The organism is Enterobacter cloacae complex sp. SHL021 (genome assembly GCF_049237765.1).
In the GTDB taxonomy this organism is placed as follows: domain Bacteria; phylum Pseudomonadota; class Gammaproteobacteria; order Enterobacterales; family Enterobacteriaceae; genus Enterobacter; species Enterobacter cloacae.
In genome coordinates this window covers 20,874-44,062 of sequence record NZ_JBMKJG010000009.1, presented here as the reverse complement: position 1 = coordinate 44,062, position 23,189 = coordinate 20,874, and the positions used below count along the sequence as shown (strand labels likewise).

The 23,189-nt window shown below is 55.6% G+C and carries 18 protein-coding genes and 1 riboswitch; of the genes, 11 read left to right on the top strand and 7 right to left on the bottom strand.

Annotation, left to right across the window (positions count from 1 at the left end; translation table 11 throughout):
- Positions 1–79: 79 nt before the first annotated feature.
- Positions 80–1,207, bottom strand: a complete 1,128-nt coding sequence (locus ACOTZF_RS10930) for an alpha/beta hydrolase (protein WP_129317860.1) — start codon at positions 1,205–1,207, stop codon at positions 80–82.
- Between the two features lie 117 nt (positions 1,208–1,324).
- Here ACOTZF_RS10930 and ACOTZF_RS10925 point away from each other — a divergent pair, with 117 nt between their 5' ends.
- The 3 genes from ACOTZF_RS10925 (at position 1,325) to ACOTZF_RS10915 (ending at position 4,362) form a co-directional block, all read left to right on the top strand.
- On the top strand, positions 1,325–2,209 hold the full coding sequence (locus ACOTZF_RS10925) for a LysR family transcriptional regulator (RefSeq protein WP_129251867.1): 885 nt from the start codon (positions 1,325–1,327) through the stop codon (positions 2,207–2,209).
- Positions 2,210–2,540: 331 nt separating this feature from the next.
- Positions 2,541–2,996: a hypothetical protein gene (locus ACOTZF_RS10920; RefSeq protein ID WP_020688235.1), complete on the top strand. Its 456-nt coding sequence runs from the start codon at positions 2,541–2,543 to the stop codon at positions 2,994–2,996.
- Between the two features lie 526 nt (positions 2,997–3,522).
- On the top strand, positions 3,523–4,362 hold the full coding sequence (locus ACOTZF_RS10915; RefSeq protein WP_129251620.1) for an HNH endonuclease: 840 nt from the start codon (positions 3,523–3,525) through the stop codon (positions 4,360–4,362).
- Between the two features lie 161 nt (positions 4,363–4,523).
- Here ACOTZF_RS10915 and ACOTZF_RS10910 read toward each other — a convergent pair whose 3' ends face one another.
- From ACOTZF_RS10910 to ACOTZF_RS10900, 3 genes are all read right to left on the bottom strand, one after another.
- Complete coding sequence (locus ACOTZF_RS10910) at positions 4,524–4,838, bottom strand: hypothetical protein (RefSeq protein ID WP_129251621.1); 315 nt, start codon at positions 4,836–4,838, stop codon at positions 4,524–4,526.
- A gap of 280 nt (positions 4,839–5,118) precedes the next feature.
- Positions 5,119–6,585 (bottom strand): DUF1254 domain-containing protein, encoded by a 1,467-nt coding sequence (locus ACOTZF_RS10905; RefSeq protein ID WP_058684427.1) that lies wholly within the window; start codon positions 6,583–6,585, stop codon positions 5,119–5,121.
- Positions 6,586–6,595: 10 nt separating this feature from the next.
- Complete coding sequence (locus ACOTZF_RS10900; protein WP_108453773.1) at positions 6,596–8,074, bottom strand: DUF1254 domain-containing protein; 1,479 nt, start codon at positions 8,072–8,074, stop codon at positions 6,596–6,598.
- Positions 8,075–8,474: 400 nt separating this feature from the next.
- Between ACOTZF_RS10900 and ACOTZF_RS10895 the strand changes: the two genes are divergently transcribed.
- Positions 8,475–9,662, top strand: a complete 1,188-nt coding sequence (locus tag ACOTZF_RS10895) for an OmpP1/FadL family transporter (protein ID WP_129317861.1) — start codon at positions 8,475–8,477, stop codon at positions 9,660–9,662.
- 83 nt (positions 9,663–9,745) lie between these two features.
- Here ACOTZF_RS10895 and ACOTZF_RS10890 read toward each other — a convergent pair whose 3' ends face one another.
- Entirely contained in the window at positions 9,746–11,704 is a 1,959-nt protein-coding gene (locus ACOTZF_RS10890; RefSeq protein ID WP_129251622.1) for an SIR2 family protein, read from the bottom strand.
- Positions 11,705–11,929: 225 nt separating this feature from the next.
- Positions 11,930–12,028, top strand: a riboswitch (guanidine-I (ykkC/yxkD leader).
- A 57-nt stretch (positions 12,029–12,085) separates the two neighbouring features.
- Here ACOTZF_RS10890 and ACOTZF_RS10885 point away from each other — a divergent pair.
- The 7 genes from ACOTZF_RS10885 (at position 12,086) to atzF (ending at position 21,662) form a co-directional block, all read left to right on the top strand.
- Positions 12,086–13,144 (top strand): putative urea ABC transporter substrate-binding protein, encoded by a 1,059-nt coding sequence (locus ACOTZF_RS10885; protein ID WP_095453058.1) that lies wholly within the window; start codon positions 12,086–12,088, stop codon positions 13,142–13,144.
- Positions 13,145–13,161: 17 nt separating this feature from the next.
- Positions 13,162–13,977 carry an ABC transporter permease gene (locus ACOTZF_RS10880; RefSeq protein ID WP_013096806.1) on the top strand — a complete coding sequence of 272 codons (816 nt, stop codon included), beginning with the start codon at positions 13,162–13,164 and terminating at the stop codon, positions 13,975–13,977.
- Complete coding sequence (locus tag ACOTZF_RS10875; protein WP_013096805.1) at positions 13,974–14,750, top strand: ABC transporter ATP-binding protein; 777 nt, start codon at positions 13,974–13,976, stop codon at positions 14,748–14,750. The genes ACOTZF_RS10880 and ACOTZF_RS10875 overlap by 4 nt, the downstream gene beginning before the upstream one ends.
- An 11-nt stretch (positions 14,751–14,761) precedes the next feature.
- Entirely contained in the window at positions 14,762–15,469 is a 708-nt protein-coding gene (locus tag ACOTZF_RS10870) for an urea amidolyase associated protein UAAP1 (RefSeq protein ID WP_129251869.1), read from the top strand.
- Positions 15,470–15,479: 10 nt separating this feature from the next.
- Positions 15,480–16,112: an urea amidolyase associated protein UAAP2 gene (locus ACOTZF_RS10865; RefSeq protein WP_013096803.1), complete on the top strand. Its 633-nt coding sequence runs from the start codon at positions 15,480–15,482 to the stop codon at positions 16,110–16,112.
- Between the two features lie 151 nt (positions 16,113–16,263).
- Positions 16,264–19,866 (top strand): urea carboxylase, encoded by a 3,603-nt coding sequence (gene uca / locus ACOTZF_RS10860; RefSeq protein ID WP_310824009.1) that lies wholly within the window; start codon positions 16,264–16,266, stop codon positions 19,864–19,866.
- Positions 19,863–21,662 (top strand): allophanate hydrolase, encoded by a 1,800-nt coding sequence (gene atzF, locus ACOTZF_RS10855; RefSeq protein WP_129318206.1) that lies wholly within the window; start codon positions 19,863–19,865, stop codon positions 21,660–21,662. The genes uca and atzF overlap by 4 nt, the downstream gene beginning before the upstream one ends.
- 14 nt (positions 21,663–21,676) lie before the next feature.
- Here the strand turns inward: atzF and dmsD are convergent, their stop codons facing one another.
- Positions 21,677–22,291, bottom strand: coding sequence for a Tat proofreading chaperone DmsD (gene dmsD / locus ACOTZF_RS10850; RefSeq protein ID WP_045295916.1), 615 nt, complete (start codon positions 22,289–22,291; stop codon positions 21,677–21,679).
- A 42-nt stretch (positions 22,292–22,333) separates the two neighbouring features.
- Positions 22,334–23,188, bottom strand: coding sequence for a dimethyl sulfoxide reductase anchor subunit family protein (locus ACOTZF_RS10845; RefSeq protein ID WP_058651555.1), 855 nt, complete (start codon positions 23,186–23,188; stop codon positions 22,334–22,336).
- Position 23,189 lies beyond the last annotated feature (1 nt).

Below are 23,189 nucleotides of genomic sequence, written 5' to 3'. Positions count from 1 at the left end.
CCGTTTGGCTCGGGTGGCGTATGCTCGTCATGCTTCAGGCTAACGCGTATGCGGCCTGCAGGATCCCGGGCAGAACGGCTTATTTCAGGCTGGTTTTGAAGAATCGCTCAAACTGTGCAAACGGGATCTTTCCGGCGGCATTGTCGTAAAGATCGACATGGTTTGCGCCCGGGACAATGACCAGCTCTTTCTGTTTGCTGCCAACGGTTTTAAACTCGTCCTCGGCAAAATAGCGGGAGTGCGCTTTTTCACCCGTCACGATAAGCGTCGGGATGCTGATCTCCCCGGCGTAGCTTAACAGCGGCATGTTCATAAAAGACAACGGCATGGTTGCTGTCCATGCGCCGGTGGAGTTGACGGAGCGTGCATGGAATCCGCGCGACATCCGGTAGTAGTCATAAAACTCCTTCAGAACCGGATTCGGGTTGGCGGGTAATGCTTCTGGCAGAATACGCTCAGCCGCCGTTACGTTGCCGTTTTCATCGACATAGATATCATGGCCGCCGTGCGCGAAGGTGCCGTTTTCGGCATCTTTCCAGCGCTGCTCGTTCAGATACTGCAGTACGGCCCGACGATCGGCCGTGGAATAGCGATCTTTCCCGTCGCCAACGCCGTGGCCCATGGCACGGCTCATGTCATACATCACGCTGGTGGCAACCGCTTTTACGCGGGTGTCCATTGCTGCCGCGTTCAGTGCCATGCCGCCCCAGCCACAAATACCCAGAATGCCGATACGGTTTCGATCAACCTCTTGCTGCAGGCCCAGGAAATCGACCGCGGCGCTGAAGTCTTCGGTGTTGATGTCCGGCGAGGCCACGTTGCGTGGCTGGCCGCCGCTTTCGCCAGTGTAAGACGGGTCGAACGCCAGCGTGACAAACCCTTGTTCGGCCATCGTCTGCGCATAGAGCCCGCTGGATTGCTCCTTGACCGCGCCAAACGGCCCGCTAACGGCAATCGCCGCCAGCTTGCGGTCCCCACGGTTTTTAGGCAGATAAAGATCTCCCACCAGGGTAATGCCGTATCGGTTCTGGAATGTCACCTTACGATGGTCAACCTTATCACTTTTGGCGAAGGTTTTATCCCAGGTGGTCACCATCGAAATGGGCGCGTTTGGGTTAGTCGTTTCTGCATAACTCATTGTTGTCACTCCACTTAAAGATGCACACAGCAGCATCGCCACTGACAGTTTTTGGGTGAATGTTTTCATTAGAGATCCCGTGCGTTGTTGTGATAAGGGGAGTATAGGGAGCAGAAATCGTGCTGATTAGAGGGTGAAAATTGCTAAGATTAATACCAATTTGTTATGAATCAGAGAGCAGGCGCGATGGCGAAACGGGAAAACTACAACGAGCTGTACTTGTTTATGCAGGTGGTACGCGAGGGAAGCTTCACGGCAGCCGCGCAGCGACTCGGGCTGGCACAATCCGGGATCAGCCGCTCGGTACGTGAGCTGGAGGCGCGGTTGGGCGTTCAGCTTCTGGTGCGTACCACACGAAAATTGTCACTTACCCACGCCGGGGAGCAGCTTTATCAAACCACGGAGTCAGCATTCGATACGCTTGATACCGGGCTGGCCACCCTGGCCCATTACCGCCAGACGCCGTCCGGTACGGTGCGCATCAATGCCAGCCAGCACGCTATCGATAAATGCCTGCTGCCAAAGCTCGCCATCTTCAAGCAGCGTTACCCGGATATCCGCCTTGAACTGATGAATGAAAGCCGCTTCGTTGACATCATTGCCGAGCGGTTTGATGCGGGCGTCAGGCTGGGGCCTGAGGTCGGGCAGGGGATGATTGCGGTACGCATCACGGCTGACATGGAAATGGGCGTGGTTGCGGCACCAGAGCACTTCCGCCGCTATGGTTTTCCGCAAACACCTGAGGATTTGGTGAGGCACCCCTGCATTGCGTATCAGTTTGCCGACGGTAATCTTTATCACTGGGAACTGGTTCAGGACGACAAGAAAATCTTTCACCGGCCAGAAGGACAATGGGCGCTGTCGGACAGTTACATGGAAGCGGAAGCTGCCCGGCTGGGCCTGGGGCTAGCCTATATTCCGGTGGAGCTCGTGGCGGACGATCTGGAACGCGGAACGCTTATCCGGGTCTTGCAACGCTACAGCCTGCGGATGGACGGGTTGTTTCTCTATTATCCGCATCGCAATGTGTCGCCAGCCCTGAGAGCAGTGATCGATACGCTGAAAATTTAGGCGGGAAGACTGGCTTTCTGGAAGGAGCCTCGCAAACCTAAAAGTAACCCGGTGAAAATGAAGGTTAATGCTTTAATTCCGGTTACCTGGGTCGTAAAGTGACGGCGTTGCGGCACATCCGCAATCGGGTGTAGGAACCCGGATCTCACAGTGCGACTTTATTTTGTCGCAACAGTGCATATGCCGTTAAAATCACGGTGGCGCTGGCGGAGCAGTCGTTAAGACTGGCCGTTTTCTCTGTGGGCGGTATTCCTACCTCCGTCAGCGCTGCCCCCTCGAGCGTAGGAACTCATCGGGTGGTTAATTCAATTTCATACACTGAGGATGCCTTATGGCTACTATCCCAACCCTGTCTTACCTGCAATCTGACGAAAACATTATTCAGCAACTTATTACCCGACCCCTTCCGGTTGACGCCGACCTCTTTGACGTGGCGGACAACTGCGCCGCGCTGGTGACCGTGCTGGTCGAAAGCGATGATAGCGTCATTAGCTCTGCACTCTGCGAGCGCCTGCTGCAAGCGCTTCATCGACTGCGCGAACTCTGCGATGCCGATCTCCCGCCGAACCTTATTGAACAGTTGATTGTGGGAGAAAAAATGACCTCCTGCGTGCCAGACTGCTGGCACGACACCGCTACTCAGATAGACTATGCGCTGGCACTTACCCAAGCCGTTAAAGGGGGGACATTGCCCGCGAACGTTGCAAAAGAGCTTACGGGGCTGCTGCACGATATGATTTGGCTTCTGGCGGAGTTTGTGAAGGAGCCGCGAATTGTGGCGCACTGAGTGCGGGCAGGCTTTGCTAGCTGCTTAGAGGGTGGTGTGAGAAAGGGGCTGGATGGGCCCCTTTGAGGTTTTTGAGGGTTGTGTTGTTATGGTTTTTGCGATCTGGTGGGGAAATGGCCGCTATGAGCGAGGCGCAGACATAAGCTACTTAAAGTTTACGAAATAGAGGAACTCAGACGCTCCACGAAAACTATGTCTCACTGGAGTTGAGCATAAACATTTTTAAAGCTAGATTATAAGACTCCCCAACACTTAATGTATTGCAATGCCCATAATGTCCACTCCATGTACATTTCTACCAGTAAAACGCGGTAAGCAACACAGTTGGCCACTACACAAGAGGGGTTAAAGGATGTGTACGCAATAGTAATGTAGTCGTATGTCCATGTTTATAGAGAACTGATGCTATTTTTGTAGCGCTAAGAGACATTTTCGCATAATTTAAATAAGGTATGGATTGAGTCACGGCCTGAATAGGCTGATCTATTAAGCAATTTAAGTTTGAAAATGTAGAACCGGAGTAAGAATGTCAATTCCTGATAGCATTGCTGCCAAAATACTTGTTAAATCAGCTAGACATTGCTGCATTTGCAGAAGATTTTCACCATTGCAGATTCAAATACACCATATTGTCGAGCAAAGCGAAGGTGGTTCTAACGATGAGGATAATTTAATGCCAATATGTATTTTATGTCACTCATCTATTCACACAAAAATGCAGATGACTAAAGGATTTAGCAGGGAAGAATTAAAAGGGCATCGTGATGCTGTGTACGATATGGTGGAAAAAGGGAAGCTACCTTTACAGCCTCAGATGACTGGAGAAGAAATGCATGCACTATCGGCTGTAATCATTGAAACGTTGAAAGCTGAGGGTAAGAGCAAGGATCTTTCTGATCGTGCAACGGAAATTTTATTGGCGGTAGCATGTGAAGAGAGCCCGGCATTCATAGAACGAACTGGCGGAGGTTTTTTTATTACGATTAATAGGCAGAATTTTTTCTTTAATTCGAAGAACGCAAAACAATACCCTGAAGAATTATTTGAACTTGCGCATGCTGGTTTTATGAGCCTTGATGGAGGACAATCAAACATAACAGATGCTGGTCTTGCGCATGTCCAAAAGCTCGTAAAAACAACTGCCAAATATGTGGAAAAAAAAGTCAAATGTATGAAGTGTAGTCTGCATTTTACAATTTTTTCATGGTTTCCCGCCGAGCATCGTACAGATACGCTTCACTGCCCAGAGTGCGGACAGTCTGAAGGGCTATTTTTAGTTTGGGCTCAGCAGAAGTTTGGCTTTATTTTTGACCAAGTTCCTGGCAATTCTTCTTTATGGGACATGGGGGATCTCACCAAATTATAATACAGAAATCCATCATAAATTCTTATAGTGTCAGGACACTCTCCTTTCACTTTTTGAATTTAGTGAGCAGGAGAGCAAATACCAGGGCGAAAGGTGGATATGATTTTTCGCCTCAAGACGAAAATTATTTTCAACCTGCTTTGCACTGAAGCATCGAACCATTAATCTTTATGTTTTCTCCAGAATCGCCAGGATTTGTAAGACAAGACTGGCGGCTGAATAAATGTAACGATGAAGACAGTGATGAGTATTGATATTCCACCGCTAATTATATTTTCTTTCGATGAAAACAACACAAGAATGATAAAAACCAATAGGCAAGATGATGTTATCCATAAAACAACCCTGAATCGATTAGCCAGATCCTGAATTGCTTCCCCCAATGTTCCACCATAGCTTTCAACGTTGTTCTTAATCTTCTGCAAGTCAGATCGCGTAAAGCCAGAACTCAACAAAGCCTCTTCAGTAACATCCATATTGTCCTCTCAGCAAATCTTAACTGGCGATGCTGCTCGCAATCATACTGATCAACATTCACGCATTCCAGCCAAAACGGTTTCTGTCTATCTGAAACGAACCATCGTTATCCGGAATCTTTGCCATTAAACTCAGCTAAGCCACAAAAAACCACAATTCTCCGCGGCGCAGCCTGAAGATGCCACGTATGGTTGCTCGTTGTGTACAGCAAAAGGTCATTAGCCGCTTAAAGAAAGGATAAAGGGGCTCCGATGAGCCCCTTTGTAGATGTCATTGCGATCAATTCGTGGTTTCAATTTTAGGCGGTTGCCAGGTGCCATCCAGAATGGCTTGTTCGCCCCAGTACGCTCGAATGTACAGTGAGAATGTACCGTCTGGTGCAGGTAACCAGTTATTGAGTTTATCCTCTGAAGGCCGGGTTTTGCTCACATACAGCGTCAGGGAGCCGTCATCATTAAATTTCAGATTTTTATTTTTTGTCCCCAGCGAGTAGCGATTCAGTTCGTTAGGGCTGAAAAGGTGTTTACTGTTATAGAGGGTTAAAGACCAGAAGCCTTTCACCGGCGGAAGCTGACCTTTCGGGAAGGTGACGGTGTAGTTATGTGCACCAGAGAGCTGGGCACCGGCAGCGTCATTATCCGTGTAGAAATATTGCGTTTCGTTCGGCTTATTATCGAACATATTCGATTTTGAAGTGCCGGTCCGGTTGTAATAATCGACCCCAAATTCAGCGTTATTTTTTGAGCGGTTCCAGCCATTACCCGCCGGTACACCGTTATGTTTCCATTTGAAAAACTCGGCGATAACCGTTTTATCCGTCTCGACTGCTGTTTCATCCATCCACTTGCGGATTTCAGGGTTTTTCTTACCCATTTCGACAAGGTGACGGTATTGGGCATACATGGCTTCTTCACCCGGTAACGGTGGCACTTTATTCAACACATTCTCAAGCTGATCGAAGAACTTTTCGGGTATAACCCACTTCGTTTCACCTGCGTTGGGGTCGGCTTTTTCACCGATAGACGGTAATTTCGAATAGTCGTAGGTTTTCATTTTGCCGTCAAACTGGCTTAACGGATAAGTCATGACCTCTTTGATCGGTGCCTGAATCGCCGCTCTGTCTTCGGCCGTGTCATCCATCTGGATACGCGGTATCACGTTTGCCATTTCCGTTGAAGAGCGGATGATGCCGTTAATGCCTTTCGGCGTTTCGCCTTTCCAGTCAGGTCCGACTAACAAATAAAAGCCAGGTTTAGTGCCATAGGGCTTACCGACGTTACCAATTTGATCGGTTCGTGCATCATAAATGGCGTAAACCCAGAAGCGGTCGCCAAAGTCTGGCACCTGTAGCACAACCGGTTCTTTATCCAACTCAAAGAAGCCCAGACCGTAAGCCACGTCCTGATTCGGACAGGTTACGAAGGTTTCTTCAGGCTTGATGTAATCCGTCAGCATACTGAGCTGCCCCATTGGTGCAACCGGCACCATACCGCCATTCAGTGCGGGTTCAGGCGCCTTCGTAATTGTCTCGCGTCGGTTGAACTGATTGACCATCGGCCAGCCCCAGATATAAGCCTGCTGCGCTATTGCCTTCACGTAGGCTTCTGGCATCTGCACGTCTAAAGAGGGTTGATTAAGCTGATCGAAACGCGTGGGATGCTGAATAGTGAGTGGTGCGCTCTCGGCAAAAACGTTGGCACTCAGGGCCAGGGCAGTAAAAAGTGCCAGTGTTTTTAATTTACTCATCGTAAGGTCCTTATTTGTTTGTCTGAACCAGATCGTCTGGTACCCAGGTTTGATCGTAAAAACCGTCTTCTGTGCCGTAGAGACGCAACGCCACAAGGAAATTACGATTAGGCACGGTTTTGATAAAAGCGGCATCGTCTACGCCATCCGGCTTGTTCGGGCCGAACCAGAGATCAATGGAACCGTCGCTGTTTTTCGGGATGTTGTAGTAGCCGTTTGTAGAAGGTAATAACTGGTCCGTTTCAGGCATGGTACCGTCGGTAATATTGTAGGCGGTGACCGCCCAGAACAGCGCAGCGGGTGGATTCGGTGGTAAATGCAACTTATAGGTGTTGCTTCCATCAAGGAACTTGCCGGTATTATCTTTAACCGCATAGGGATATTTTGAACCGGCGCCGGTCGTATGCATGACCATAGCTGCGGCGCTGGAATAGGCGATCTGGAAGAATGCCGCACGCTGGTTGGCATCCAGCGTTCCGTACTGCATCCACTCTGCGGTTGCCCCCGCCCAGGAGTTCTCCCACTGGCGGTCTTTGTAGTAGAGCTGACGCTGATCTTCACGCCCCACTTGTCGGCGTGCCAGTATCATTCGCGGCGCAGTCGTAACCGCTTTGTTGAGCATTTCCTGCTGCTTCGCCGTTGGGGCGAATGGCTTTCCTTTAACAATCCCGATGCTTAACAACGCGCTACGCGTTTCCTCAGGGATCGCTGTTAACGGCTCATAATCCACGAAGGCTTTCAGCTTTTGCCAATAACTGGCATCGGTTGGATACATCATATTGACGCGTTTACCGCTGGCATCCGGGAACTGCATCGGCTTCACGTCTTTCTCAACATCCCAGAGGGGATAAATGCGCGTCGTTTCGGCATTTTTAACCGCCGGGATGGGGTCAGGTTTACCGTCGCCTTTGCCCATGATGGTTCTGAAGAAGAGAAACACATTGTAAGTCGATGATTTAAAGGCGTAATAACCCTGCGGCACAGGGCCCTCATAATCAGGGGGTAATAACAGATACAGCCCACCGCGAGCCCGATCCGGACCGATGGCACCCACATCGGTAATGGTTTTCTGGAAGAAATCGGTAAACATACCGATGACGTTCGCCGGGGCTTTAATCACCAATGGGCCCGTTTCTTTCAGATCAAGGTAACTCATCGAATAGATGACATCCCCGTTTGGCGTTGGAACCACCGCCCGGCTATCCATGCGCTCTTTCCAGATAGGGAGAACGTTATAGCCTTTACCAAACGCCGCTTCAGAACCGTCACGTAGCCCAATGGTGTTCAGAAGGGGCAGGGTTTGAATGTAGGCCTGGATAGCGTCCTGATAATACAGTTCATCGCTGAGCGATTGTGCCTCGTCCTGAGCCAGCCAGTTGCCGTTATTCAGTTGTTTCATCAATGGGGAGAGCGGGGCATCGGCAGCAACAGCGTGGTGGGAAAAAGTCAATGCCAGCAAAACTGCAGAAGCTATCACATGAACCTTCATAAGCGTTTCCTGATTGAGTGAGCAGAAGAAACCAGCGGCATATGCCTTTGAAACGCTTAAGCACATCCTCGTCTGGCACTGATACATGTCAAATGCCATTTAAGAATAGTTAACTTTTCAAAAATGTAACCTTAAGAGTTGTTTAATAATAAATTTACGCAACGATCGGGTTTTCTTTTTTTCTTCAGGCAGGGTAACGTTATACGACATTGCGGAACGGGAAGGCTGGTCTATGCTCAACAGGATTGCGTCTGCCTGAAAAATAATGAGAGTGCGGAACGTTGCTGTGTATTTAATGTATATACCACGTCGTTAAAAAGGGTAATACAGCCTGACGGTAGCAGGGTGATGGAAAAAAACGCGGAAGTAAAATTATCATTCGATAACAGGAAAATAGCATATGAGAAAAACGGCGTTGTTTTATCTGATAACGTTTCTTTCACCCGCAACGCAGGCCAGCGCACTCTATTTCTATGAGATTGGAACCGAAGATGCCGCGCTTGCCGGTGCGGGCCAGGCTGCACGTGCTCAGGACGCGTCCACAATCGTGACCAACCCGGCGGGCATGACGCGGCTTCCCGATCATATGTTTACAGGGGGTTTACAGGCCATGGATGGTGATATTTCCTATGACCTGGATAATGCGTCTGGTCGCAAAAGTCCTGGTAATGTGATGAATTTATTCCCCAATGCAAGCGCCTTTTATTCGCAAAAAGTCAATGACAGACTATATGCCGGTGTAGGTTTATATGGCAATTATGGTCTGGGAATTGATTTTGGTAACTGGGCCGGCGATCGCCTTATTAAAAAAAGTACAATGGTTGCAATGACATTAAGTCCGTCCCTGGCTTATAAGCTCAGTGACCGTGTTTCTGTGGGGGGATCCGTTAACCTAAATTATGGATTCCTTTCGCTAACGCGTAATGTCGACGATACCGACGTAAAAGAGAAAGATCATGACTGGGTAATGAGCTACCGTCTGGGGTTATTAATGGCGCTTACCGATCAAACGCGTGCGGGTATCACCTGGAACAGTAAAGCGGACTATGATTTTAATATTAATGCGAAAGCCCGTTTCCCGAATTTACCCAACGTGGAATATGATCTCCCAATTTCTGCGCAGGTCAGGGCGCCTCAACAAATCATGTTTAGCCTGGTGCATGATATATCCCACACGTGGTCAATAATGGGTGACCTTGGATGGCAGGACTGGAGTCAATTTGGGAGTCCACAGATTACGGTTGCCGGACAGCAAACCGCTCATAAAAATCGCCTCAAAGACTCCTGGCATGCCGCGTTTGGGTTGCAATATCGTCCAACAGAACAGTGGCGAATCAATGCCGGGGTGGCGTTCGACAGTACGGTCTATGAGTCACAAAATGATGTTGCGCTTTCATTACCTACCGGCGATGAGTGGCGTTTTGCGACCGGTGCGCAGTATCAAATAACACCGCAAAGCAATATTGGGTTCGCCTTATCGTACTTACACATGCAGTCTTCCCGCGTCCAGTCGCCAGAATACCTAAAAGGAAGCTATGACGATCCGCACCTGTGGTTTGCGAGTGTCAATTACAGCTATCAATTTTAACGTTGCAACATCCTTGAGTGATGGGGGGCTGGGCACCCTCTGTCCGCTTTGCAGCAAAAGAGGTCAGGTGTAATACCGCCTCTTTATGTCGTTAGCGAACGCGGACTGCCGAGATAAAGCCGCTGCTGTTTCCAGTATTCGATACCGCCTAAAATACTGTCCGCCCTGATCCAGGCTCTGGCAATCAGGATGTGTAAATGCGGTGCATTCAAAGCACTAACCATCTGTGAGCTGTCGTTTAACAGTTGCACGATATACGTCACCGCATAGTCTCCTGAATCAACATATCCATCTCTTCGCTGTCTTTCCTTAAATACACTTTCGCTACCCTTAGGCCAGCGACGCCGCAGAGCGGAAAGGAGGGTATTGACGTAATTAATATTCGCCAGCACCAGGTCGGCAATGCGGTCTTCTTCACGCGCAGTGCTGCGTTCAATCAGATAGAAACCTGGGATTGCAGGGCCGTACGGGGTAAAAAAACTCGGTGGACTATTCTCGCGGTAGAGTAAATTCCAGACATCGCCAAAGGAAAAAGCCTCTTCATCGTAAAACAGCGTGCCCAGGCGAATGGACTGCATTTGCATCCTTCCATGCAGATACAGCGGCAATTTATTGTTCTCAAGCTTCATGAAATACCGCCGGAATACGCTACATCCCTTTTCGCCCAGACGTCGAAACGGTTTACTTTGCCAGAGTCGCCATTGTTGCCTCCGCTCGTGGATATCAAGTAGACAGGCAAACGCGTCTATTTGCTCATCAAGTGAGAGTCTGCGTGAGCTTTTTAACCAGCGCACAAAATAAAACAGAAGCGCTTTTACAGGTTTTCCTTCAGCTCGGATCAGGGCGGTGCTGTTCACTTTTCTGTTTTTTTCGTGCGATGATTTTAGATAGTTTTGTAACCATAACGCCCCGGCAATAAACCCACGGGAGTAGTAAATCTCTGCTTCGAAAGGCACCAACATATCGTCGTCTTCCAGTTGGCGTTTCAAATAACGGAGCTGTTCCTCGGCTAGTTGGCCAAGACCGATAGAGCTGGCCAGACGAGTGCCGGTAAGGTACTTTTCTTTCTTGGTAGGGGAGTAATAATCTGCCAGGGCCGTACGCCACCAGTCGCCATTCTCTTCGGTATCTTTAACCGTTTTACGAGGGGTCCCCAGCAGGGATGACAGTAATGCTAACGTGGGTCCGTGCTGAATCTTCATACCGCCGAAAGCGTATTGCCAGTAGACTCTCGGCTCGCGATTTTCATGTTCTTTGAGTCGCCAGAACTCTTCTTCAACGCTGGGGCGGTGGTCAATCCAGACTAATCGCGTCGAGCGCTTCCCATTCCAGCGATCGCGGATCCAGTGATTAATGTCGAAATGGTCGGTACCACTGTAGCCTGCGACAACCATTAAATCGGCCTGATTTGTTACCTGTTCGAGGCGTATTTTGAAGGCTTCGGGTAGCCCGTGCTCCAGGTCGGCAAGTGTTGCGCCAAGTCCTGTACAGCCGTGTTCAATTGTGCCGTGCACTTTGATGATACCCCAGTCTTCACCGTATTCCCGGTGCAGGATGTCCAGGGTTTTGGTCGCGGGGTCAATCACATGCACAGGGATCTGATGACAACCAGCCTGCTCGATACAGTCATCAAAATTAGTGGTGATACACCAGCCACGGTGCTTAATCAGGTAATCGGCAATCAGATGATGATTCGCATTTGGGGGGCGTTGGGAAAAGATACGCAGCAGTTCCCGGGCGGCACCGCTACGCTCGACGCCTTCAATGGTTGAAGGTTCAAACGCTTTATCAAGAACATGCTCCAGACGTGGCAGGCGTCGCCCCATCCACTGCTCACATTGACCAAATACCGTTTTAATTTCGTCAGCCGCGTTGCTGTCAAGCAAGTGGTCAAGCAGGGCTTCCGTGAGTTCGTATCCTCCTGGGAGCCGTGAAGGGGAATCAATGGAGATCCCCGCGCCAACCATCAACACAACTTTGCCAGGACAGGGGCGTTCGGGAGTGAAACCCTTCCAGCCAAACCACCAGTCGTCCATCTCCATCGTTTTTCCTTCGTCCACGCAGAAATATCATTAATGCATTAATTTATCCGGCAATTCAAATCGCCGCCCCAAAACGCCCCACCGCAGTGCACATCCCCCAAACCGCTCCCCAAAACAGTGAAACCCAACTCACAGCAATCGCCAACCTACTAAAAAACGAAGCAAAACCATCCTGGCACACCCCTTGCTTAATTAACCGTGAAAGGGCAGCACACCACAATTTGAACAATAGCTGGCTAGGGTTCCGGTTCACCACGGTGAATGGCTGGTCCAAGAGCTGGCGACCTCTGAGAGGTTACACGGCGGGACAAAAGCCCGGGAGACAGCAGCACCAGACGGTGTCGCGCTGCCCCTTAATTTTGTGCCACTCAGAGGTCAAGCATGAAAAAAACGCCATTACTCCGCTCTCTTGTACTGTCGCTGGCAATGCTGGTCAGTCTCCCCACGTTCGCCGCTGTGAAAAAAGAGTTCAACGTCTGCTGGACCATCTACGCCGGGTGGATGCCCTGGGGCACCATCAGCAGTAGCAAAATCATCGATAAATGGGCCAGCAAATACGGCATCAAAATCAACGTTGTGCAGCTCAACGACTATATCGAATCCATCAACCAGTACACAGCAGGGCAGTTTGACGGCTGCACCATGACCAATATGGATGCGCTGACCATACCAGCCGCGGGCGGGGTAGACACCACGGCGCTGATCCTCGGTAGCTACTCGGAAGGCAACGACGGAGTAGTGATGAAAGGTAAGGGCAAAACCCTGAAAGATCTGAAAGGGATGAAGGTCTACCTGCCTGAGCTCTCCGTGTCCCACTATCTGCTGGTGCGCGGTCTGGAAAAAGCCGGGCTCGCAGAGAAAGACGTCACCGTGGTGAATACCTCGGACGCAGATATCGTCTCTGCGTTCGGGACCGCCAGTGTGCAGGCTGCGGTGGCGTGGAACCCGCAGCTTTCCGTCATCAAAGGCACGCCAAACACCACCGAAGTGTTCAGCTCCTCGCAGGTACCGGGTGAGCTTATCGACATGATGGTGGTCAACACCGAAACCCTGAAAGACAACCCGGCGCTGGGCAAAGCACTCACCGGCGCATGGTACGAGATGATGGGGCTGATGAAAGCGCAGGATGCCGGCGCGCTGAATGCCATGGCCGCCGCCTCCGGGACCGATCTCGCCGGGTATCAGGCGCAGCTCAAAACCACCCATCTGTTCTATACCCCGCAGGACAACATGGCGTTTGTCACGTCGCCGGATCTGGCGAAAACCATGCAGCGCGTGGCGTCGTTCTCCTTCGACAAAGGGCTGCTGGGCGAGGGCGCGCAGAGCGCCGATTTTATCGGTATGCGCTTCCCGGGCAATGTCACGGTGGGCGATGCCAGCAACGTGAAACTGCGCTTTGACGACAGCTTCGTGAAAATGGCCGCTGCCGGCACGCTGTGATAACGGACGGAGTCTCCATGCGACAAATTAATCGCCATCCCACTCCCGGCATGCGGCTGATGCTCGTGATGCTGCCTTTTGTCCTGCTGCTGGCCGCCTACTTTTTTGGCTCGGCGGTCAGGCTGGAGGCCAACCCGCAGGACAAGCTGCTGCCCGGCCTGCAGCAAATGCTGGACGCGCTATCCCGGATGGCGTTGACCCCGGATAAACGCAGCGGTGAATACCTGTTCTGGGTCGATACCCTGGTGAGCCTCGCGCGTCTGCTGGCGGGGCTGGCGATCGCCTCACTGATCGGCCTGTGCATTGGCGTTACCTCGGGCGTGTTTCCGCTGTGGCGTGCATCGCTCTCGCCGCTGATGACGGTGCTGTCGATGATCCCGCCGCTGGCAATACTCCCGGTGCTGTTTATCGTTTTCGGGCTGGATGAGCTGTCGAAGGTGATGCTGATTGTCATCGGCATCACCCCGATGCTGGCGCGCGATCTGGAGCATCGCGCCTGTGAAATCCCACCGGAGATCCTCATCAAAGCCCAGACGCTGGGGGCCAGTAGCTGGACGCTGGTGCTGCGCGTGGTGCTTCCGCAGCTGCTCTCCAGGCTGCTGACCTCGCTGCGCCTGCTGCTCGGGTCGGCATGGCTGTTTCTTATCTCGGCGGAGGCTATCTCCTCTACCGCAGGGCTGGGATACCGCATTTTCCTCGTACGGCGCTACATGGCGATGGATGTGATTATCCCGTACGTCCTGTGGATCACCCTGCTGGCGTGGCTGATGGATCTCGCCCTGCGTCAGTTGCACAAAACCTGTTTTCCCTGGGCGGAAGGAGGGAAGGCATGAGCTTTATCACCATCAACAATATCTGGCAGGAGTACGGCGACCATGTGGTGCTGGAACGCCTGAACCTGCAGGTGAAAGAGGGCGAGTTCTGCTCAATGGTGGGAGCGTCCGGCTGCGGAAAATCCACCTTCCTGCGTCTGCTGCTTGGTCAGGAAGCGCCCAGCCGGGGAGTGATCACCCTCGATGGCAAACCGCTGCGCGCCGAGCCAGACAGCAGCCGCGGGGTGGTGTTTCAGCGCTACTCCGTTTTCCCGCACCTCAGCGTGCTGGATAACGTCGCCATCGGTCTTGAACTGCCGCAATCGCCGCTGTTCGGGCGGCTGTTTGGGGGCAAAAAGCGCGCCGTGCGTGAACGGTCGGCGGAGATGCTGGAAAAAGTCGGCCTCGGGCACGCGCTGGATAAATATCCCGCCCAGCTCTCTGGCGGCATGCAGCAGCGCCTGGCCATTGCTCAGGCATTCATCATGCAGCCGCGCGTGCTGCTGCTCGATGAGCCGTTTGGCGCGCTGGATCCGGGGATTAGAAAAGACATGCACGCCCTGTTGCTGCAACTGTGGGGCGAAACCCGCATGACCGTCTTTATGGTCACCCACGATCTGTCTGAAGGCTTCAACCTCGGCACCCGGCTGCTGGTGTTTGACAAAGTGCGCCTCGACCCGCAGGCACCGAATGCCTACGGCGCGCGCATTACCTACGACATTCCGCTCAACGAGACGCGGCTCTCCGCCCTGAGCGGAACCACGCCCGACAACGTTTATGCCCTAAGGGGGTAACAGTGAATACCATGACGATTTTACGTGAAGAGACGCTTCCCGGCGGGGGACACCTCTCGTTTGTCCTGAAGCGCGGGCAGATCCTGCGCATGACAGATACGCAAGGCGGTGCCAACGTCAGCCTGCTGATGCTCAACCCGCACGAGAAAAGCGAGCGGCTGAACCTGCCCGACACGCTGAAAGGCCAGCACACCGCGCGCCTCACCGCCGGACACTGCTTTTACTCCGACATGGGCCGCGTGCTGGCGGGCATTACCACCGACACCTGCGGCTGGCACGACCCGTTTGGCGGCGTGCTGAATGCCGCCGAAGTGGCGGAAAAATACGGTCAGGGGCGTTATCAGGAGCTGCGCAACGGTTTCTACCGTAACGGTACGGACAACCTGCTGGTGGAGATGGGCAAGTGGGATCTCAACCTGGAAGATCTGCTGATGGTGGTCAATTTCTTCAGCAAGGTCACCGTGGAGGACAACGGCCAGTTCCGCTTCCACAGCGGACATTCGCAGCCGGGCAGCTACGTTGAGCTGTTCGCGCCGATGGACACGCTGATTGTCATGACCGCGCTACCGCACCCGATGGATCCCTCCCGGGAGTACGCCCCGCGCCCGGTACAGCTGAGCTGGCGGCAGGCGGAGGATGAAGAGGGGGCGATTAATGCCCTCCTGACGCGCCCGGAAAACGAACGCGCCATCACTAACACTCAACGTTTCGCCCTGTAAGGAGCCGTGTATGACCGTTGCCAGCGAAAAACATCCCCAGCATGCCAGCTTCCGCCACGTTATCCCGGCGGGGGAACCGTATCTGTTTGAAGTGAAGAAAGGCCAGACGCTACGCCTGCTCGACCTGGAGGGCAACCAGGCGGTGGACACGCTGTTTTACAATGCGGACAACCCGCGTGAGCGCTACGACGCACAGCGCACGCTGCGCCGCCAGAACAACGCTTATCTCACCCACGGCAGCGTGCTGTACTCCAACCTCGGTAACCCGCTGCTGACCATCGTGGCAGATACCTGCGGGCGTCACGATACCCTCGGCGGCGCCTGCGCGCAGGAGAGCAACACCGTGCGTTATGCTCTCGATAAACGCCATATGCACAGCTGCCGGGATAACTTTCTCTGCGCCTGCCTGCACGATGGCCGCCTGCAAAAGCGCGATATTGCCGCCAATATTAACTTCTTCATGAACGTGCCGGTGACTCCGCAGGGCGGGCTGACCTTTGAGGACGGTATCTCCGCGCCGGGGAAATATGTCGAGCTGCGCGCCGAGTGCAACGTCATCGTGCTGATCTCCAACTGTCCGCAGCTTAACAACCCGTGCAACGGCTGGAATCCAACGCCAGCGGAGGTGCTGGTATGGAACTGACACCCACCCGCTGGCAGCGCCTGCGCCAGGCCATTTATCGCCTGTTTGCAGTCCGCGCCGGACGCATTCTGCCGTAACCGCTTTTTCCCCATGGACGACCATGGGTGAGCCGATCTTCGGCGGGACGACCCGCCACGATTGAGTCTGACCTATGTTGACGACACTCCTGATTGCAAATCGCGGGGCGATTGCCTGCCGCATTCTGCGCACCCTGCGCGCCATGAAGATCCGCGGCGTGGCGGTCTATTCCGAAGCCGATCTCAGCAGCCTGCATATCCGGGAAGCGGATGAGGCGTTGAGCCTGGGCGAAGGCCCGGCGGCGAACACCTATCTGGTGAGCGAAAAGATCATCGCGGCCGCCAGAGCCAGCGGTGCGCAGGCCATTCATCCGGGCTACGGTTTTCTGTCGGAAAACGCCGCATTTGCCGAAGCCTGCGAAGCCGCAGGCATTGCGTTTGTCGGCCCCACGCCGGAACAATTGCGCCTGTTTGGCCTGAAACATACCGCCCGCGCGCTGGCGAAAGCGCACGGCGTGCCGATGCTCGAAGGCACCGGGCTGCTGGCTAACGTCGATGAGGCCGTTCACGCTGCGGCGGCAGTGGGTTACCCGATAATGCTGAAAAGCACCGCGGGTGGCGGCGGGATCGGCATGCGCGTCTGTTACCACGTGGAAGAGCTGCGCGACGCCTTCGATGCCGTGGTGCGCCTGGGCAAGAATAACTTTAGCGACGCGGGCGTGTTTATCGAAAAATACATTGAGCGGGCGCGTCACCTGGAAGTCCAGCTGTTTGGTGACGGTAAAGGCGAGGTGATTGCCCTCGGCGTGCGCGACTGCTCGGTACAGCGGCGTAACCAGAAGGTGCTGGAAGAGACGCCCGCGCCCAACCTGCCGGACGGCATGGAGGCCGCGCTGTGCGAGGCGGCGATAAAACTCGGCCAGGCGGTCAACTACCGCAGCGCGGGTACCGTGGAGTTTGTCTACGACAGCGACGCGGCCCGCTTTTACTTCCTTGAAGTGAACACCCGTCTGCAGGTAGAGCACGGCGTCACCGAGCAGGTGTGGGGTGTTGACCTGGTTCGCTGGATGATTGACCTGGCGGCCGGAACGCTGCCGCCGCTGGCGGAGCTGCGCGCCAGCCTGCAACCACAAGGACACGCCATTCAGGCGCGGGTCTACGCCGAAGATCCGGGCCGTCAGTTCCAGCCGTCGCCAGGGCTACTCACCGAAGTGGTGTTCCCGGAAAACGACCGTCGCACATTGCGCATCGACAGCTGGGTGGAGTCCGGCTGCGACGTACCGCCGTTTTTTGACCCGATGCTGGCCAAAATCATCGCCTGGCAGCCCACGCGCGAGGCGGCGATCCGCGTCCTGCACACCGCGCTGGGAGAGACGCGTCTCTACGGCGTGGAAACCAACCGCAGCTATTTGCAGCAGATTTTAACCTTCCCGCCGTTCGCCCTCGGCGAGCCGTGGACCCGCTGTTTAGAGACGCTGGACTATCAGGCCTTCACCCTTGAGGTGCTCAGCGCCGGGACGCAAACCACGGTGCAGGATTATCCGGGGCGGACGGGCTACTGGGCCGTCGGGGTGCCGCCCTCCGGGCCGATGGACAGCCTGGCGCTGCGTCTCGGCAACCGTCTGCTGGGCAATGAGGAGGGGGCCGCCGCGCTGGAGATCACCCTCAGCGGCCCGACGCTGAAATTCAACTGCGACGCGCAGCTGGCGGTGACCGGCGCAGCCATCGCGCTGACGCTGGACGGCGTGCCGCTGGCAAACAACCGCGTTTTCCGCGTCCGGGCGGGAAGCACGCTGCGTATGGGCGATATTCAGGGTGACGGCGTGCGCAGCTATCTCTGCCTGCGCGGCGGGTTTGAGGTGCCGGATTATCTGGGCAGCAAAAGCACCTTCACCCTCGGGCAGTTTGGCGGTCACGCCGGACGGGCACTGCGCACAGGTGACGTGCTGCATCTGTCCCCATTGACCGAACCTGTCGCGGACGGGGAGCTGCCGCAGGCCCTGCGCACCAGCCTGGATGGGGTGCGTGAGCTGCGGGTGATTTACGGTCCGCATGGTGCGCCGGAGTATTTTACGCCGGGCTATATGGCGACCTTTTTTGCCACCGAGTGGGAGGTACATTTTAACTCCAGCCGGACGGGCGTGCGTCTGATCGGCCCGAAACCGGAATGGGTACGCGACAGCGGCGGCGAAGCGGGGCTGCACCCGTCGAACATCCACGACAACCCGTACGCCATTGGCGCGGTGGATTTCACCGGCGATATGCCGGTGATCCTCGGCCCCGACGGCCCAAGTCTGGGGGGATTTGTCTGCCCGGTCACCGTCATCGAGGCGGATCTACACGCGGTTGGCCAGCTGAAAGCGGGCGATAAAGTGCGCTTTATGCCGGTGGACGTTTCCACTGCCCGACGGCTGGCGCAGGGGCAGGCAGCGCAAATCGCCAGCCTGACGCCGCAGGTCATGCCGTGGCAACCTGTCGGGCTGAGCTCGCCGGTGGTGCTGGAGGTGGGGGAGGACGATAAACGGCTGGTGGCGAGGTTATCCGGCGATACCCATCTGCTGCTGGAGATAGGCGACCCCGAACTGGATCTGGTGTTGCGTTTTCGTGCCCACGCGCTGATGCAGGCGCTGGAAACGCGCGCCCTGACGGGGATTATCGACCTCACGCCGGGGATCCGCTCCCTGCAGATTCACTATCAGCCGGAAACGCTGAGTCTGGAAGCGCTGCTGGAGACGGTGGCCGGGCTATGGCAGGACGTATGCGGGCAGGCGTCGCTGGACGTGCCGTCGCGCGTGGTCTGGCTGCCGCTCTCCTGGGACGATCCCGCGTGCCAGAAGGCTATCGATAAATACATGACCACCGTGCGCCGGGATGCGCCATGGTGTCCGAGCAACCTGGAGTTTATCCGTCGTATCAACGATCTGGCGAATATCGATGAGGTCTATAAAACGGTGTTCGACGCCCGCTATCTGGTGATGGGGCTGGGAGATGTCTACCTGGGCGCGCCGGTCGCGACACCGCTCGATCCGCGTCATCGTCTGGTGACCACCAAATACAACCCGGCACGCACCTGGACGGCGGAAAACTCGGTGGGTATTGGCGGGGCCTACCTTTGCGTCTACGGCATGGAGGGGCCGGGTGGGTATCAGTTTGTCGGACGCACGCTGCAGATGTGGAATCGCTATCACGCCGTGGAGGATTTTGGCGGCAAGCCCTGGCTGCTGCGCTTCTTCGACCAGATCCGCTTTTATCCGGTCTCTGCCGAAGAGTTGCTCACCATCCGCCGGGATTTCCCGCTGGGGCGTTATCCGCTGCGCATCGAACACACCACGCTGAAGCTGGCGGAGTATCAGCAATTCCTGGCCGACGATGCGCCGGAGATTGAGGCATTCCGCGCGCATCAGCAGGCCGCGTTTGACGCCGAGCGTGAGCGCTGGACCGCCAACGGTCAGGCCCATTTTGACAGCAGCGAGGTGCTGGTAACGGATGGCGAAGACGCGCCGCTGGCACCCGGACAGGCCGGGATTGACAGCCCGGTGTCGGGCAACCTGTGGCAGGTAAACGTTGAAGTTGGCAACACCGTGCGCGAAGGCGATGTGCTGGTGGTGCTGGAGTCCATGAAGATGGAAATCCCGCTGGTCGCAACCCAGGACGGGGTGGTCAGCCAGGTGCGCGTGCAGCCGGGTTCATCGGTGCGCGCGGGTCAGTGTGTGGTGGTCCTGGAGAAAACAGCATGAAGCACCTTTTTGATTTACGCCTTGATGTTCTGGCGCAGGCATACCGTTCCGGTCAGCTCCGTCCTCGCGCGGTTATCCTTGCCCTGCGCGAGCGCGCGCTGGCGCTGAACCCGGAATTTAACGCCTTTATTTATCTTCTCATGCCCGACGAGCTGGAGCCGTATCTGGCCGCGCTGGACGGCGTGGATCCGGCATCGTTGCCGCTCTATGGCGTGCCGTTTGCCATTAAGGACAATATCGATCTGGCGGGTATTGAGACCACCGCCGCCTGTCCGGCCTTTGCGTACCGGGCAGAGCAGGATGCGACGATAGTGTCGCAGCTGATCGCGCTGGGGGCGGTCCCGCTGGGGAAAACCAATCTCGACCAGTTCGCGACCGGCTTAAACGGCACGCGCTCACCATTTGGTGCGTGTCGCAACAGTGTGCATCCGGAGTATCCGTCCGGTGGCTCAAGCGCGGGCTCGTCGCTGGCTGTGGCGCTGGGGCTGGCGAGCTTTGCCCTGGGCACCGATACCGCCGGGAGCGGGCGCGTTCCGGCCTCTCTCAATAATCTGGTCGGGCTGAAGGCGACCAAAGGGCTGATCTCGACAGCGGGCGTGGTGCCCGCCTGCCGCACGCTGGACTGCGTAACGTTCTTCACCAGCACGGCAGCGGAGGCCAGCCAACTGCTGGCGCTGACGGCGACGAAAGACGCGCACGATGACTACAGCCGTGCTAACCCGCCCTGGAACGGAGCGCAGGCATTTGGCGTACCGGCAGCCGGTTTTCGCTTTGGCGTGCCGGACACGCTGGAGTTTCTCGGCTGCGCAGAGAGCGAGGCGCTGTATCACACCGCAAAGGAGAGGCTGATCGCCCTTGGCGGCGTGCCGGTGACCATCGACTTTTCGCCGTTCCTGGCGGCAGCAAAACTGCTCTATGACGGCCCGTGGGTGGCCGAGCGCTACCACGTGGCGGGCGCGTTGATTGAGCAACAGCCGGACGCGGTGCTGCCGGTGATCCGCAATGTGCTGCAAAAAGCGCCTGCCATGAGTGCGGTAGCGGCGTTTGAAGCGCAGTACCAGCTTCAGGCCTATAAAAGCGAGTGCGATGCCATACTTACGGGGGTTGAGTGCGTGTTAACCCCCACTTATCCGCGCCCGGTGAGTCTGGCCGAGCTGGCGGAGGAACCGGTCAAACGCAACTCTGAGCTTGGGCTTTACACCAACTTTATGAACCTGCTTGATTACGCTGCCGTGGCGGTCCCGGCAGGGTTTATGGCCAACGGCTTGCCTTCCGGCATAACGCTATTTGGCCGCGCGTTTACCGACCAGTATCTGCTCAGCCTGGCCGATGCGTTACAACGTCACCAAATGTTAACCCTGCCCGGCGGGCGCGAGATGCAAGGGGATGCACCTGTTTCGACCGCAACCGATGACCGGATGTATCTGGTGGTGTGCGGCGCGCACCTGGACGGGCTGGCGCTGAATCATCAACTGCGCCAGCGCGGGGCGACGTATGTAGAAGCCACCACCAGCGCCCCGCATTATCGGCTCTTTGCCCTGGCAGACGGCAAACGGCCAGGCATGGTGCGGGCAACAGAACAGGGTTCCGCAATAGCCGTCGAAGTTTGGGCACTTCCGCACAGCGAAGTGGGATCGTTTCTGGCCGGGATCCCTGCACCGCTGGGCCTGGGAAAAATCGAACTCCAGGACGGGCGCTGGCTGACCGGGTTTATCTGCGAGGAGGCAGGATTAGAGGGAGCACAGGAGATTACGCGATTCGGTGGCTGGCGAGCCTGGCTTGCTCAGCATCCGTGAGCAAGCCAGCGCGGTTAACGGTAGAGCGGTTTTTCTGCGACCGGGATCAGTAAGGTAGATTGCCAGTCCGCAAGCGTCAGCTGCGCGAGTTTTCCCAGTGCGGTATAGAACGGGTGCCCGGCGTTTTCAACAAACACGGAGAGAAAACGGGTGCTCCACGGCAGCAGGTGCCACGCCAGAAGCTGGTCGCGTTCCGTCTCGCGTCCGTTCTCAGTGAGCCACGCGGCCAGCAGCAGCAACGTACCAAAATGATCTTCCGGTTCGTTCTGCTGCATCTCAAAGGCAATCTGGTTTTCCCGCATCCACTGACGCAGTGCGAGGGTTGAATCCCCAAACAGCACGGATTCACGATCCAGCCATACGGAACCCCACGGCGGTGCGGGCAGCGCATAGGGGCCAATAAACAGCCGTTGCCAGGCGTCGGTGACGGGCTCATCGGCAGATACCGTAAAGGTGTCGGCGATGGGCTGCAGCGCCGCCTGCGGCAGCGGCCAGTCCGTAACCCAGTCGCCAGCGGTCAGGGCGTTGACCAGCGGCGCAACGTGCTCGCTGTCGGGTGAATAATAAAACAATGCGCCCAGTACCCGGGCGCTGAACGCGAACGCTTCACGCTGTGAGACATCTTTCATTACAACCTTCCTTGCTCGCGCGGGTGAACCCGCGCGCCTGTGTTAACCGGCAATCGCCATACCTACCGTCATGTGCAGACCATAGAACAGACCGCGGCCAATCAGTTCACCCACGACAACCAGCACCAAGCCTGCAAAGAGCGCAAGGGTTTTCGGCTCCTGGCGCCGGATGAGCGGGCACAGCCAGCAGCCTAATCCGGCGGCGACCAGTATGATACGGCCAACTTGCCATGCGCCATAGTCCGGCAGCAGGGCGCTGGCCTGTTGTACGGAGCTGTGTAGCGTCGCCAGTTCGTTACTCTGCAGCACAATCACCGCCACGCTCAGCAGCAGCGCCAGTACGCTCACCGATGCGGCAAACGTGCCTCTGAAGGCGGTGCCAGCGGCGCGAAGCAGCAGGGCGGCAGACAGCGGGCCGCCCAGCACCATCGTCAGGAAAAAGGCCAGCGTGGTGTAGCCGGTGTACCAGGTCGGAACCGTATCGATCTGATACACGCGGGTCATGGCCCAGACAAACACAATCCCCAGGATCTGGCTCACCACCATCCATACTTTACCCAACGCGGGCGGCATTTTACCGATAACCGACACCAGCCACCAGAAGCCACCGACGGCAAAGAAGACCGAGCCTGCCGCGATCTCGTTGCTGAGCGCCGACGCGCCAACACGGTTCAGGGAGTTAAACGCCCTGAGCGGGGAGCCCAGGTGCATCACCGATGCGATAAAGCCAACGCCCATGACCAGCCATAAAAAGAACATGCTGCGCACGATGCGGGTTCGGACCGCCTCGTCACTCTCCCTCATCCATGCCAGACCGCTGACGAGCAACGCCCCGGCCACGCACTGCCCAAAAACGGTGAAGATCACCAGCGGCCATTCATGCCATCCACTTCCCATC

Coding starts and splice junctions, on each gene's coding strand:
- ACOTZF_RS10930 (WP_129317860.1), bottom strand. CDS start 1,207: ATGAAAACATTCACCCAAAAACTGTCAGTGGCGATGCTGCTGTGTGCA.
- ACOTZF_RS10925 (WP_129251867.1), top strand. CDS start 1,325: ATGGCGAAACGGGAAAACTACAACGAGCTGTACTTGTTTATGCAGGTG.
- ACOTZF_RS10920 (WP_020688235.1), top strand. CDS start 2,541: ATGGCTACTATCCCAACCCTGTCTTACCTGCAATCTGACGAAAACATT.
- ACOTZF_RS10915 (WP_129251620.1), top strand. CDS start 3,523: ATGTCAATTCCTGATAGCATTGCTGCCAAAATACTTGTTAAATCAGCT.
- ACOTZF_RS10910 (WP_129251621.1), bottom strand. CDS start 4,838: ATGGATGTTACTGAAGAGGCTTTGTTGAGTTCTGGCTTTACGCGATCT.
- ACOTZF_RS10905 (WP_058684427.1), bottom strand. CDS start 6,585: ATGAGTAAATTAAAAACACTGGCACTTTTTACTGCCCTGGCCCTGAGT.
- ACOTZF_RS10900 (WP_108453773.1), bottom strand. CDS start 8,074: ATGAAGGTTCATGTGATAGCTTCTGCAGTTTTGCTGGCATTGACTTTT.
- ACOTZF_RS10895 (WP_129317861.1), top strand. CDS start 8,475: ATGAGAAAAACGGCGTTGTTTTATCTGATAACGTTTCTTTCACCCGCA.
- ACOTZF_RS10890 (WP_129251622.1), bottom strand. CDS start 11,704: ATGGAGATGGACGACTGGTGGTTTGGCTGGAAGGGTTTCACTCCCGAA.
- ACOTZF_RS10885 (WP_095453058.1), top strand. CDS start 12,086: ATGAAAAAAACGCCATTACTCCGCTCTCTTGTACTGTCGCTGGCAATG.
- ACOTZF_RS10880 (WP_013096806.1), top strand. CDS start 13,162: ATGCGACAAATTAATCGCCATCCCACTCCCGGCATGCGGCTGATGCTC.
- ACOTZF_RS10875 (WP_013096805.1), top strand. CDS start 13,974: ATGAGCTTTATCACCATCAACAATATCTGGCAGGAGTACGGCGACCAT.
- ACOTZF_RS10870 (WP_129251869.1), top strand. CDS start 14,762: ATGACGATTTTACGTGAAGAGACGCTTCCCGGCGGGGGACACCTCTCG.
- ACOTZF_RS10865 (WP_013096803.1), top strand. CDS start 15,480: ATGACCGTTGCCAGCGAAAAACATCCCCAGCATGCCAGCTTCCGCCAC.
- uca (WP_310824009.1), top strand. CDS start 16,264: ATGTTGACGACACTCCTGATTGCAAATCGCGGGGCGATTGCCTGCCGC.
- atzF (WP_129318206.1), top strand. CDS start 19,863: ATGAAGCACCTTTTTGATTTACGCCTTGATGTTCTGGCGCAGGCATAC.
- dmsD (WP_045295916.1), bottom strand. CDS start 22,291: ATGAAAGATGTCTCACAGCGTGAAGCGTTCGCGTTCAGCGCCCGGGTA.
- ACOTZF_RS10845 (WP_058651555.1), bottom strand. CDS start 23,188: ATGGGAAGTGGATGGCATGAATGGCCGCTGGTGATCTTCACCGTTTTT.